Annotated in this window: 11 protein-coding genes, 1 pseudogene and 1 riboswitch; of the genes and pseudogenes, 5 read left to right on the plus strand and 7 right to left on the minus strand. The window is 51.2% G+C overall.

What is annotated here, in order from left to right; genetic code table 11:
• The 3 genes and pseudogenes from A7E48_RS07225 to A7E48_RS07235 all read right to left on the minus strand — a co-directional run.
• Positions 1 to 239: pseudogene (locus A7E48_RS07225) on the minus strand (NAD(P)-dependent dehydrogenase); the annotation flags it as partial.
• Between the two features lie 126 nt (positions 240 to 365).
• Positions 366 to 1,235, minus strand: coding sequence for a DUF2382 domain-containing protein (locus A7E48_RS07230; RefSeq protein WP_068171499.1), 870 nt, complete (start codon positions 1,233 to 1,235; stop codon positions 366 to 368).
• 256 nt (positions 1,236 to 1,491) lie between these two features.
• A complete protein-coding gene (locus tag A7E48_RS07235; protein WP_068171503.1) occupies positions 1,492 to 2,457 on the minus strand; it encodes a GNAT family N-acetyltransferase in 966 nt (321 codons plus the stop codon).
• Between the two features lie 188 nt (positions 2,458 to 2,645).
• Here A7E48_RS07235 and A7E48_RS07240 point away from each other — a divergent pair, with 188 nt between their 5' ends.
• Complete coding sequence (locus A7E48_RS07240) at positions 2,646 to 3,272, plus strand: GNAT family N-acetyltransferase (protein WP_198924133.1); 627 nt, start codon at positions 2,646 to 2,648, stop codon at positions 3,270 to 3,272.
• Positions 3,273 to 3,357: 85 nt separating this feature from the next.
• Here A7E48_RS07240 and A7E48_RS07245 read toward each other — a convergent pair whose 3' ends face one another.
• Complete coding sequence (locus A7E48_RS07245; RefSeq protein ID WP_068171508.1) at positions 3,358 to 4,740, minus strand: glycine--tRNA ligase; 1,383 nt, start codon at positions 4,738 to 4,740, stop codon at positions 3,358 to 3,360.
• Between the two features lie 117 nt (positions 4,741 to 4,857).
• Here A7E48_RS07245 and A7E48_RS07250 point away from each other — a divergent pair, with 117 nt between their 5' ends.
• On the plus strand, positions 4,858 to 5,082 hold the full coding sequence (locus A7E48_RS07250; RefSeq protein WP_186303172.1) for an RNA-binding S4 domain-containing protein: 225 nt from the start codon (positions 4,858 to 4,860) through the stop codon (positions 5,080 to 5,082).
• Positions 5,083 to 5,140: 58 nt separating this feature from the next.
• On the opposite strand, the gene A7E48_RS07255 is transcribed toward A7E48_RS07250, so the two are convergent.
• From A7E48_RS07255 to A7E48_RS07265, 3 genes are read right to left on the minus strand one after another with little or no spacing between them, the layout of a single operon-like run.
• The gene (locus A7E48_RS07255) at positions 5,141 to 5,812 is read right to left on the minus strand and encodes an alpha/beta hydrolase (RefSeq protein WP_068171514.1); all 672 of its coding nucleotides are present in this window, start codon (positions 5,810 to 5,812) and stop codon (positions 5,141 to 5,143) included.
• Positions 5,813 to 5,827: 15 nt separating this feature from the next.
• Positions 5,828 to 6,991, minus strand: a complete 1,164-nt coding sequence (locus A7E48_RS07260; RefSeq protein WP_068171517.1) for a homoserine O-acetyltransferase — start codon at positions 6,989 to 6,991, stop codon at positions 5,828 to 5,830.
• A gap of 60 nt (positions 6,992 to 7,051) precedes the next feature.
• Positions 7,052 to 8,401, minus strand: coding sequence for an O-acetylhomoserine aminocarboxypropyltransferase/cysteine synthase family protein (locus tag A7E48_RS07265; RefSeq protein WP_068171520.1), 1,350 nt, complete (start codon positions 8,399 to 8,401; stop codon positions 7,052 to 7,054).
• A 115-nt stretch (positions 8,402 to 8,516) separates the two neighbouring features.
• A riboswitch (SAM riboswitch) is annotated at positions 8,517 to 8,632 on the minus strand.
• A 247-nt stretch (positions 8,633 to 8,879) separates the two neighbouring features.
• On the opposite strand from A7E48_RS07265, the gene A7E48_RS07270 reads away from it, so the two are divergent.
• Genes A7E48_RS07270 through A7E48_RS07280 form a run of 3 tightly spaced genes read left to right on the plus strand, consistent with a single transcriptional unit; the run spans position 8,880 to position 13,044 of the window.
• Entirely contained in the window at positions 8,880 to 11,075 is a 2,196-nt protein-coding gene (locus tag A7E48_RS07270) for a S9 family peptidase (protein ID WP_068171523.1), read from the plus strand.
• Positions 11,062 to 12,096 carry a hypothetical protein gene (locus A7E48_RS07275; protein ID WP_068171526.1) on the plus strand — a complete coding sequence of 345 codons (1,035 nt, stop codon included), beginning with the start codon at positions 11,062 to 11,064 and terminating at the stop codon, positions 12,094 to 12,096. The genes A7E48_RS07270 and A7E48_RS07275 overlap by 14 nt, the downstream gene beginning before the upstream one ends.
• A gap of 3 nt (positions 12,097 to 12,099) precedes the next feature.
• The gene (locus A7E48_RS07280) at positions 12,100 to 13,044 is read left to right on the plus strand and encodes a hypothetical protein (RefSeq protein WP_068171527.1); all 945 of its coding nucleotides are present in this window, start codon (positions 12,100 to 12,102) and stop codon (positions 13,042 to 13,044) included.
• Positions 13,045 to 13,207 lie beyond the last annotated feature (163 nt).

Here is a 13,207-nt window from a genome sequence, read left to right on the forward strand (position 1 = left end):
TAGGATATCGCCACATCTGCGCCTTCACGTGCATAAGCGATAGCAACCGCCGCGCCGAGACCAGAATCGCCACCGGTAATAAGCGCCTTACGACCCTTCAACCGACCGTTGCCTTTGTAGCTTTCTTCGCCGATATCTGCCAGAGGAGTCATCTCGATATCTAGACCGGGATTAGGCTGGCTCTGCTCGGGGGGAGAAATAACGGGAAATTTCTTGCGGGGATCAATGAGCTCTGACATGGGAGTATCCTCCGAACTTTAAAAGTTTATATTTGAAAAGTATTTCTTATACAAAGAGTCTCCCACTCGAATGAATGGGAGACTCTTTTAATGCTTAGCTAATAAGTTTGCCTGAGGCAATCAAAATTAGATGCGATCCTTGCGGTCACGAGCATCTACATCGTCGCCTTCAACGCGGATTTCTTCCTTGCGAACTTCACCCTGTACACGCTCGGTGTCGGTGTGAACGTCCTTTGAAACGTTGACGCGCTCGGTAGCAACGGTGTCTACGGTAACGTTGGGTCGCTCTTCGTAAGCGGTTACGGTTACGTCCTCTGCGCCTTCCTTGAAGTCGTAGCCAGCGTTGGTGCGTGCCTCTGCTGAGTTAGGATCAATCTTCTCGCGCTCTACATGGATTTCTTCGCGACGTACGGGAACCTCAACGGTCTCGGTGTCGGTGGTAACAACCTTGCGCAGACGAACACGACCGGTTTCGCGAGCAGTTGCGGTGTTGGAAACGTTTAGGCGCTCTTCGTGAGCTACAACGTCGCCGTCGCGACCAGCATGAGCTTCGCGGCGATCCTGGTCTACACCAGCAGCTGCGTGACGGTCGGTGTGGTCTGCGTGACGGTCACCAGCAACACCTGCTGCGGTGCCTGCGCCTGCTACACCAGCGTGGTTTTCACGACGCTCGTTGGTGATGCCTGAGTGACCATTGTAGTAGTCGTAGATGCGCTGTTCTTCTTCAGGTGAAAGTTCGCCGTCTTCAGCAATGTTCGGAGCGTCCTTGACGAATTCCTTGCTGAAAGGAACGGTGATGTCGTCACCGTTGTACTGTGCCTGGTTAACAGGAATGAAGGATTCGTTGGTGCCGAACAGACCGGTGTTTACAGTTACGAAAGTGGGCTCTGAAGTATCAGCGTCTACGTATACAACGCCGACCTTACCGATTTTCTCGCCGTCCTGTGAAAAGACGGTGGAACGCTTCAGGTTTTCAATAGTGTTTGCGTTAGTCATTGTTTCCTCTTTCTAACTTTGCTTTGATACGGATTTCCGAAGTTCATTCGTTTACCGAACTTCGGTCTGACGCATCGACCAGAAATATCATAAGCATGCTCATCATCGTTTTGCAACTCAAACTAAGCGTACTGATAGTAAGTTTCCTGATTTTACGATTTATTGCAGGGCTCTCAGCCACCCAAAACCCTAGTTTTACAAGTTGAAACACCGGATAAATCGAGGTTAAATCCGCTCAACGAATAATTCGAAAAATTTAATCTACGACTACAAAGGAGTTCTCCACCACCGATGCAGCCCCCATCTTTATGAGCTGATCAATCAAGATGGACAAGTCTTTCATCGATTCGGTGACCTCCACAGTGACGGGATACTGGGCAGCCAGGGGTGAAAGCATCTGCAGGATTGCCTCTCGGGCCTGGGGATAGTCAAAGTCGTATCCCAGCAGAACTTCGGTAGCCGCATCGTCCTCTACCTCAAATCCCGGCATGTCGTGCTCTAGCGGACGGTAGCTGACGGCGAACGCTTTGATGTCACCTTTTTTCCCATTTGCTCGTGCCGAGAGAACATCATCTCGTAGAACCAATGCGCCGAATGCTTCTGCCTCATCGGAGAGGAAAAGCCTGTTTACGCGGCCCAGCGACGTCTGCGCCGGAGGGTCCCACTGATGCGAACGCTGATAGAAATCCCAGACCTTTTGAGTGAGTTCTACAGAGCCGGTAGCAATATCTTCAATTGCTTGAGTCATTTCTCCCTCATCGTTCTGGTGGAGGAGTACACCGGGAACAGACCCAGCCTCTAGTCGAACGACGCGTGTGCGCTGGATCTTCTTGAAACCTTGGGCTAACGCAAATTCAACGGCATCGGACTCCACATCAACTTTTGAGCGAAGCGAGACTACTCCCGAAGGAGAGTCTTGAGCAAGCCTACGCAGGCGTTCTAACAGTTCGGTGCCAATCCCGCCCCGGCGATGGTCGGGCGCCACCTCAACATATGCCCATAGATGCTCAGTATGCAGGGACGTTTCATAGACAGTTGCAGCGGCAATCGCTACCCCTTTATGCTCAGCAACAAGGGTGCGGCGCCAGGGCGATTCGTCAGAATCCGGAGCGAAAGACGCCCGGAAAGTCGCCGCTGAAGTGCTTTCGGCGTCGGGCCAAATTTGGAGTAGCTCGAGGTCGTCGCCCTCTTGCCAGGGGCGAAAAGTCAAATCATTTTTCATCGGGAGGGAAATCATTTCTTAGATGGGTCAAATTCCAATTTCACTCAACTTTAGCGCAGGCAAAACTAAAGCGGAAAGGCTCCATCTGCTGGCTGAGAAGAGGTGGTTCACCAAGTGTTCATATGCACGTCGGTGCAGTTTAAAGCAGTCTTTTGCCAAGGTATCTGAGAGTTCCGTAGGGTAAGAATATGACTATTGCAGATATGTTATTATCCAAGCCCACGCTCACTGGTTCTCTAGTAGAGCTTCGCCCCTTTAACGATGAAGCAACTTCCGCGATGGTCGAGATCTTGAAAGATCCTGAGGTACTGGTTAAGACGGGATCAGTACACACCATGGAGCAAGCAGAAGAAGAGCACAGCCTCTCAGAAGCTCAACACTGGTATGAAACACGAAACCAGCAGAAGAACCGTCTCGATTTAGCGATTTTTTGCAAAGACACCCAGCAGTATGTGGGTGAAGTAGTTTTTAACGAATACGACCCACGCAACAAATCCGTCAATTACCGTATTGCAATTGGCGAGGGTGGCCGCGGTCGCGGTTTGGGAACCGAAGCCACCCGTCTCATGGTGGACTACGGTTTCGAGAAACTCGGTCTCAACCGTATTTCTTTGGAAGTCTACGATTTCAATAAGCGTGCGCGATACGTCTACTCCTCCTGTGGTTTTGTGACCGAGGGGCGACTGCGCGAAACACTCTATTACAACGGCACCTTTCATGATTCGATTATCAAATCAATTCTTCGCAAAGATTGGGAAAGCTTGAAAAATCCAGACATGATCAGTGCACCTGCCCTCGCCACCGTCTCGATCTGATTTTTCCTATCCCCTTGCTTCATTGTAAAAATGCCCCCATGCCGAGTGGGTTCTCAGCATGGGGGCATTTCTATAAAGGCGGCTACTAGCCTACAAGTTTAGATGCGAGATAGCTCTTGACCTGATCTAGTGCAACGCGCTCCTGGTTCATGGTGTCGCGTTCACGAATCGTCACTGCCTGGTCTTCGAGAGTATCGAAGTCAACGGTGATGCAGAATGGAGTACCGATTTCGTCCTGACGGCGGTAGCGGCGTCCGATAGCTCCCGACGTATCGTAGTCAATATTCCAGTTCTTACGCAATTCAGCCGCCAGCTTCTCTGCGGTCGGTGTCAGCTCTTCTTTCTTAGACAGAGGAAGAACTGCGGCCTTGACCGGTGCCAAGCGGGGATCAAGCTTGAGCACGGTGCGCTTATCAACGCCGCCCTTAGTGTTGGGGGCTTCGTCCTCAACATAGGAATCAACCAAGAACGCCATCATCGCGCGGGTCAGCCCGAAGGACGGTTCAATCACGTAAGGAACGTAGCGTTCACCGGTTCCCTGGTCGAAATATTCCAGCTTAGCGTTGGAATGCTCGTTGTGGACGCCGAGGTCGTAATTGGTGCGGTTAGCAACACCCATCAACTCGCCCCAGGCGTTGCCTTGGAAACCGAAGTTGTATTCGAGGTCGATAGTGCCATCGGAGTAATGCGCGCGGTCGTCCTCAGGTACATCAAACTTACGCATGTTGTCGGGGTTAATGCCCAGGTCAACAAACCAGTTCCAGCAATCCTCAACCCAGGTATCGAAGTGCTGCTGAGCGTCGTCGGGGTGAACGAAGTACTCGATCTCCATCTGCTCAAATTCGCGGGTGCGGAAAATGAAGTTACCGGGAGTGATTTCGTTACGGAACGCCTTACCAATCTGCCCAATACCAAAAGGAGGGCGCTTGCGAGCAGCAGTGACGACGTTGTTGAAGTTCACGAAAATACCCTGAGCGGTTTCAGGACGCAGGTAGTGCAGCCCCTCTTCATTATCAACAGGACCCAGGTAGGTTTTCATCAAACCGGAGAAGTTCTGAGGCTCAGTCCACTGACCCTTATTACCGCACTTGGGGCAGTTAATATCTGCCATACCATTTTCAGGAGCCTTGCCGTGCTTATCTTCAAAAGCCTCCAGCAAGTGATCCTGGCGAAGACGGGTGTGGCAGGAGAGGCACTCCACCAACGGATCGGTGAAAGTCGCTACGTGGCCGGATGCCTCCCACACTGCGCGGGGAAGAATAACCGATGAGTCAAGGCCCACCATGTCCTCACGTCCGCGCACGAAAGTCTTCCACCATTCGTTACGAATGTTCTCTTTCAGTTCCACGCCGAGAGGGCCGTAGTCCCATGCTGAGCGGGTACCGCCGTAAATCTCACCTGCCTGGAAAACAAACCCGCGGCGCTTAGCCAGGGTGATGACGTTATCAAGGGTGGATTTAGCTGCCATGCTTTACTCCTAGTACTCCGCCGCTGGATACGACGTGCAGGGGTTGGATAAATGTCTTGCGCGCTCTTGCGCTACTTCCAGCCTAACAGTTAGCTCACACCCGATAGAATGAGCGGCATGAATGAAATTGAAGAAGTATTGATTCGGGACGACATGATTCGCTTAGGCCAGTTCATCAAACTGGCAAATCTAGTCGAAGACGGCGCACAGGCACGCGAAGTCATTCAAAATGGTCTCGTGAAAGTTAACGGCGACATTGAAGAAGCACGCGGAAAGCAGCTACACGACGGCGACGTCGTCGAACTTAACGGATTCGCTGCACGGGTGACCGTGGAAAACTAAGATGTTCCCCCCTCCCCCAAAGTCCGCCAAGCACTCCTCTTGGCGGACTTCTAAAATATTAGAGAATATGTTTCTGCATAAAGCGGGCGATATCTCGTACTTCTTCAGGGTTAATAGAGTGGGGCAATCCCTGGTAGACGTGCAACTCCACCTGTGCGCTCTCTTTGAGCCAGGTCGTTGCAAAGTCCACACGTTCGGGGGAAATAACGGTATCGGCATCACCACGACCGTAGAAAACTGGCATGTTCTTCGCCTTAAACTCAGCATCCTTGAAATAGTCTTCACCGTCAGGAATCACAAACCCACTGCAACCAATGACTGCATGGACGAGGTCTGGACGACGGCGCGCCACCGACGTCGCCATTGCCATGCCCTGCGAGAACCCCATCAGGGTCACTGCCTCATAACCTGTAGTTTCCTGTTCTAGAAAATCAATCACGTAGTCGGTCGCAAGTTCCACCGCACGTTGATTCGATTCCAGCGTGTTCGTTAGCGGATACCACTGGTAGCCAAAAGCAGCGCCGGGGATGATTGCGGTGTCCCCTACCTCGGACAGCGGAGTACCCACAGGTTGAGGCGCACGCAGACCGGCGTAGGTCACTGATCCGCCAAGCATTTCACCGATTTGCAAAAGGTCACGCTCGTTGGAACCATACCCGTGCAGCATGAGAATCAGGTGAGTACCTTCGCGCTCTTCAGGACGGTTGGAGTATTCAATAACGAAATTCATGCTCGCCAGCTTACCTTAGAAGGTACGGCGTAAGACCCGTTCGATCTGATCGGTTTCAATCAAAAACCCGTCATGCCCCGACGGCGAAAGAATCGCCGTAGCTTCCCCCGGCTGAGGTAGCGAAGCAGCCATGACGATAGATTCCGAGGGATAAAAGAGACGATCCGAATCAACGTAGGCGATATTCCATTCACAAGTTGACGCTGCCAAAGCAGTGGTCAGGGAGCCCCGTCCGCGTGTGATGTCGTGGCTGATTAGCGCATTATTAATCGCCAAATAGCTATTGGCATCGAAGCGGTCCGCAAGTTTTTTCGCATGATAATCCAAATAGGATTCAACGGCGTAGCGTCCCCGCTCCCCTGCCTGACATTTTTGCAGTGGTTGCTCCCCACGTTGGGCCACTCGGCCAAATCTAAAATGGAGTTCAGGGGCTGAACGATAGGTGGTGTGCGCGATGCGCCGAGCAAGACCTAAGCCACCTTCAGGGGGTAATCCATCGTAATAGTCTCCGCCGGCAAAATTCGGGTCCAGGGAAATCGCGAGGTTTTGTGACTGTGCCCAAGCAATCTGATCGGCTGTAGCAGAGGGACCTGACGCAATGACGACACAGTGCTCTACCCGGTGCGGGTAAGTGAGTGCCCACTCCATAGCGCGAGCGCCGCCTAACGAACCGCCTACTACGGCGTAGAAAGTTTCTATCCCCAGGGCATCCGCCAGATGCGCTTCAGCATGGACAGTATCTCGAATTGTTACCAGAGGAAACCTCGATCCCCACGGCTTTCGCGATGAATCAATAGATTCAGGGGTAGGTGATGACGGCCCCGTAGAGCCGTAGCAACCGCCCAGAATATTGGGAGCTAGAACAAAGTATTTTTCAGTATCAATCACGCAACCGGGGCCCACGATCCCCTCCCACCAGCCCGCCGCTTGGGCGGGGCTGGTGGTATGGGAATCCTCGGTTATGTTCGCCCGGGAAACATGTGTATCGCCGGTGAGCGCGTGCAAAATGAGAACAGCATTATCGCGGTGTTCATTGAGCTCCCCCCAGGTTTCAAACGCCAGAGTGACCTGGGGAATGATCTCTAAGGATTCTAAGGTGAGGCTGCCAATTTCACACGTTTGAACTAGCCCGTTCTGCGGTGTTTTCACCTGCTGCGGTTGGGTGGGGGCAATCGTCAAGACGTTCTCTCCTTCGAAAACTCACGGCGCGCGATAACGCCGGTCAGCGCACACATACTTTTAGGCTACGGCGGAGAATCCCAATTCCAGGTCCGCCAAGATATCGTCAATATTTTCGATACCTACAGAGAGGCGCACGAAAGCGGGATTGATTCCCAATGCTTCGAGTTCTTCTACGCTGGACTGGGAATGAGTGGTCGATGCCGGGTGAACCGCCAGCGAACGCACGTCGCCTATATTCACCAACAGCGAGTGGAGTTGGAGCGCATCTACGAACTTCTGCGCTTTTGCTGAATCAGCATTCTTGAGAGTGAACCCGAGGACGGCGCCGGGGCCACGGGGAATGTACTTCTGCTTGAGCTCGTAGTAGGGCGATGATTCTAGCCCCGCCCACTGCACCGATTCCACGGCGTCGTGATTTTCGAGGAATTGCGCTACCTTAGTGGCGTTTTCTATATGGCGTTCGACGCGTAACGAAAGAGTTTCAAGCCCAATTGCTATGTTGAACGCGTTAAAAGGAGATATAGACTGCCCCAAATCGCGGAGCAACCCTACGCGCGCTTTGAGAATGTAAGAGAGATTGACGCCGAATGCGCCGTTCTTACCTAAATCGCGGGCGTAGACCAGCCCGTGGTAACCCTCATCTGGTGTGTTGAAGAGGGGGAATTTCTCGGGGTCTTTCCCAAAGTCGAAATTACCCGAATCTACGATGGCTCCTCCCACCGATGTTCCGTGTCCGCCAAGGTATTTGGTGGCGGAATGTACCACGATGTCTGCGCCAAATTTGAAAGGGTTTAAGAGGAAAGGGGTAGGGATGGTGTTATCGACAATAAGAGGTACGCCTGCCTCGTGGGCGACCTCTGCAATCGGCTCGATATCAAAGACATCGCCCCGAGGGTTAGGCAGCGTTTCGCCAAAGAACGCCTTGGTGTTGGGGCGCACCGCGTTCTTCCAGTCCTCGATATTGAGAGGATCAGCGACGAACGTAGTTTCGATACCTAAATTAGCCAGGGTGTATTTGAGCAGGTTAAAGGATCCGCCGTAAAGAGAAGGGGACGCGACGATATGGTCGCCTGCTCCTGCCACGTTCAAGATAGCGTTCGTCGTTGCCGCTTGACCCGAAGAAAGTAAAAGTGCTCCTACGCCACCTTCCAAAGCGGCGATTCGGTTTTCGACTGCCTCTTGAGTGGGGTTGTTAATGCGGGTATAGATGGGCCCCAGTTCTGCCAGGGCAAAGCGATTAGCCGCCTGCTCTGAATTCTTGAAGACGAACGAGGTGGATTGGTAAATCGGTAGGGCACGGGCGCCGGTTGCCGAATCAGGTTCTTGTCCTGCGTGAATTTGTTTCGTTTCGAATTTCCATCCTTCAGGCTGCGAAGGAGTGGGTATGGCGTTCTGTTCGTTAGTCATGCTTGCTCCAAATAGGTTGTAGACGTTGGAACCGCATGCCAAATCTTTAGGGTGTCTAGTGATCGCAACAAAGATTATTGATGGTAGGTATGTCCCCAAAGAAGATGGGGCATCGGTCCCGCGCTTGCACACCCCGCCGGTGAGGTGTACCCGGTCATCACCCAGGGCACCCCACCGCGAGAGGAGGGTTGCCGACCAGTAAGCTGGGGCTTAACACTGGTTCTCTTGACCTGCTTTCATGCTAGCCAAAGGAGGCTAGGGAGGGTCAAGGAGGGCAGAGTTTTATGTCGAACATTTCTGACCCTCAGAATTTCGGCGTCATATTTTGTCATAGAGTTAACATTCGCGGTGCCAAAAACATGTATTTGCTCAAAGCACGCCGATGCTCTAGAACCGAACTATTTGAATAGCGTCTAAAATGGGGATATAGCCATGAACACCCAACATGGGGTTGCATCACAACTAGAGGGGACTTCTTATGACTACTTTTTCTCCGTTGCCTGCGCCTCGTGCGCGTCAGCAGATGACTACCAGAGTCTTTCATGACGATACTTTTTACGATTCTTTTGAATGGTTGCGAGAGAAAGAGAAGTCAGAGGTTATCGATTACCTCACAGCGGAAAACGAATACTGCGAAAAGGTTACCGCCCAGCAACAACCATTGCGCCAAACCATTTTTGATGAAATCAAAGGTCGCACACTAGAGACCGATTTATCGGTGCCCACCCGTAAGGGCAACTGGTGGTATTTTTCACGCACGGTCGAGGGGCAACAGTACCCCCTGATGTGCCGCGTCCCAGCGGTTCGAGAAGGAAGCGTAGAGGAACGTTTCACCCCTCCGCTGGTTGAATCGAATCAGCAGTTAGAGGGAGAAGAAACTCTGCTCGATTGCAATGCTTTCGCAGCTGATTTACCTTTTTTCTCGCTTGGTTCCTTTGAGCCCTCGCTCGATGGTGAGCTCCTGACCTTCGGCGTCGATGACGCCGGCGACGAGCGCTACACGCAGTACTTCAAGAATCTGAACACCGGAGAAATCAGCTCGGATCGTCTCGAAGATATTTTTGCTGGTGCTTTTCTCACTGCCGACGCCACCTATCTCATCTATTCCTTGGTCGACGACTCGTGGCGCCCCTATGAAATTCGCGCACACAAAATCAACAGCTCGGATGAAGATATCGTGCTCTTCAAGGAACCCGATCAAGGGATGTGGCTCGAAGCTAATCTTTCAGAAGACCGAACTCATGTGGTGCTCACGTCGTTCTCTTCCGAATTCACTGAGGTTCGCTTGGTGCCCACAGACAATCTTCGTACCACACCGATGGTCGTGATTCCGCGGACAGAGCGTGTGCAATACAGCGTTGAACCCATCATCATAGCGGGGCAACAATATCTCATCATGGTGCACGATTTCGAGGCGATTAACTCAGAGATAGTGCTCTCTCCGATGCCCACCGGGCTAGGATTCTCAGACTTACGGCAGCAGTGGATTAAGGTAATGCCCCATCGTGACGACGTGCGTGTGGAGGGAGTCTCCTTTTCGTCGCGCCATCTAGTAGTAACTGCTCGCCAAGATACCACGGTCAAAGTTTTCCTGGCTTCTTTAGATGCTCTTGCGCAGCTGAAGGTAACGGATTCCCCCGCCGGTCTTACTTTCACTGAGCCCGCTGGTTTTACCGAAGAAATTTACACTACCGGGGTACTGAGCACTTCGGTCGATTCGCCCATCGTCCGCATTAATTACACCTCATGGGTAACTCCTACCCGTATCTTTGATTATTTTCCAGAACAAGAATCACTAATTCTACGCAGAGAGACGCCGCTTCTTGGGGGCTTTGACTCCGAGGATTACCTTGCCTATCGGATGTGGGCTCCTGCGCGCGATGGAAAGATGATTCCGCTGTCGGTGGTGCATCGGGCTGATCTCGATAAGTCCCGAGAAAATCCGGTGTTGCAGTACGGCTATGGCTCCTACGAAGTCTCGGTCGACCCCTATTTTTCGATTCCCCGCCTATCCCTGCTCGACCGCGGTGTCATCTTTGTTGTCGCCCATATTCGCGGTGGCGGTGAGCTGGGGCGGTCTTGGTATCAGGACGGCAAGAAACTTCAGAAGAAAAATACTTTTTTTGACTTTGTCGACGCCACCGAATTCTTAGGGCAACTGGACTGGGTAGACGCCCAGCGTATTGCCATCCACGGTGGATCCGCAGGGGGTCTTTTGATAGGTGCGACCCTTAACCTCGCTCCGGAAAAATACTGTGCGGCTATTGCCGATGTTCCTTTCGTCGATGCCTTGACCACCATTCTTGATCCCAATCTGCCTCTCTCTGCGCTGGAATGGGAAGAATGGGGTAATCCCATCGAAGACCCTGAAGTCTACTCCTACATGAAGTCGTACACTCCTTACGAGAATATCCGCCAGGCAACTTACCCGCCTATCGTTGCGGTGACCAGTCTTAATGACACTCGTGTGTTCTACGTTGAGCCAGCCAAATGGGTGGCAAAACTGCGAGAAACAATTTCACCCGATTCCCCTACACCATTACTCAAAATTGAGATGGACGGCGGTCACGGCGGCGGCTCAGGGCGGTACACGCAGTGGAAAGAAACCGCCTGGATTTACGCTTTTGCACTGACATACTTGCTCGACCAGGATGGTTGGAATGAGTCCAACTGAATACGCCCCCGCGTCTCACTCCGTTGCTCCCCGTTTCCCCCATGAAGTTCTCGAAAGTCTTCTGATGCAAGCTCCCTACCGAGATATGTGGGGGCAGTTCGTACAACGCCGTCGGGGAAAAGGCGTCAACATTCGTGCTGTGGCAACCTTCATGGCATACGAACTCTCCGATGCCGCCGGTCACGAGATAGCACCTGAGCAGTACAAGGATTCAATCCGCCGTGCGCTCAAAGGTGAAATGCTCACCGACCGCACAGCAATGCGATTTATCTCCGCATTTGGTTTTACAGCATCCGAAGCCGATGAACTCTGGCGCGCTATCGTGCATCACCGCTACCTCGATAAATCGATTGTTTCCCGTCATGCCAACCATGCCCGACGGCAAGATCCTAAGCGCGAATACGTCACCCTCTCGGAAACTCTCACTCTTACTATCAATAAAGATGGTCTCATTCGGCAATTTGATTTTGTTGAGGTGGTAATGGTCGAGCACGATAAATTGCAATATTTCAATCCGCTCTTTGAAGGCGCTGGTTTAGATATTGAAATTGTCGAAGGCGGAAAACTCAAAAAGATTACTACCGAGTATGAGGCGGGGGCAGAAAACGAAGAAAATGATATTTATAATCTCGTCATTGAAGCCCCTTACCCTCTCGCTAAAGGGGAGATTCACCGTCTACATGTACGGGCATACGTACAAGAACAGGTCGAAGACAACCCAGACTTCGTCAATCACTTTGGAATTGGTGCTTCAGAAAGACCAAAGTTCAATGTCACCACTTTGCTTATTTTCGACGAGGGACCCGCAGTAATTCGTCATTGTTTTTGGGATGACAATGCCTATGAAAATCCCGTCGTGGAGGAAATTCTTTCCCCCGATCATACCCATTATTCAATGCATTATCCAGTGATTCATAAAGCTTACTGCGGATTCATATGGCCGATACGACGCCCCGACGGGAAATTCGGGGATATAAACATGCGAGGTAATGTTCTTGTCCCAGGATCGACCAAAGAGTAAAGCATGACAAAAAAGCGCGAAAAAATTGATCAACGAGTAAATTCTTTTCTCTCTCAGCTTCAGCCGCAAACCTCTTCTCCTGCCCATACCAATCAGGCAAGTCTGTTGCTACGGGATGCCCTCTTAGAACCTTCCACTCACAAAATATGGTCCCGCTATATTTCGGATAACATAGCCACAGATAAAAATGTGTTGAGTTATCGAGCTATTTCTCGTGCTATTTCAGCCTCTGAATGGTCCCGGTATGGAATCGAGTCTCCACCGAACCGGTACAAAGATCGCGTACGGCGGGCAATTCTTGGTGAACGACTCACTCTTGATACCCTCCGTCTTTTTACCGAAACGTTTCCTATCGATTCACATGTTGCGCAGAAAATATCTGATCTCATTGCGCTTAATGCAACTCAAGAAACACCTCCTGATGAAAAACGTATTCCTCGGTTTGATTTCACTACCACGCTCTACGATGTTTACGTTGATAAAAAATTTCGCAGCTATAAGATACGGTGCAATCTCGTCTTTCGGGCATTAGAAGATTCTTGTGATTATATCTGGGCTCCTGTTGGCACCGATGTTGAGAATATAGAAATTCATCACGGTGGCTCTCGCAAATGGCATGAAAAATTCAAGATGTTTTCATTTGAGTTGGATACTCCCCTCAATGCCTCAGAATGTGGGGAGTTACTGTACACCATCACTTTTGAGGATGCTCCTCAGGAAGAGGAGGACGCTATTTTGGCAATGCAATTCGGTAAACCACGTTCCAGCGTATTTTTTAGATTCTTTTTCGATTATCCCGCAGGAGCTCCGGAAAAGCTGATGGTTTCGAGAAAACCAACAGAGAAGAATTCTACTCTTCCCGAGATCCTCTCCGAGATCCCCGTGCATCAAGGACGCGCTTCAGCGTATTTTGACCGAGTTCGAAATGACCTGATTTTATTCTATTAAAAAGAAAAGAACCGCATCCTTAAACCGCGCTTAGTATCCGCCTGCGCCATAAGAGCGACATCTGCTCTCCTACACTTATATCGTTGCTGATAGATTTTGAGTGGCTAGCAGAATCTAGAACATAATGAAGCATTGATTGTCGGTTTCATTATCTTCAGCAACA

Source organism: Rothia sp. ND6WE1A (assembly GCF_001683935.1).
Classification (GTDB): domain Bacteria; phylum Actinomycetota; class Actinomycetes; order Actinomycetales; family Micrococcaceae; genus Rothia; species Rothia amarae.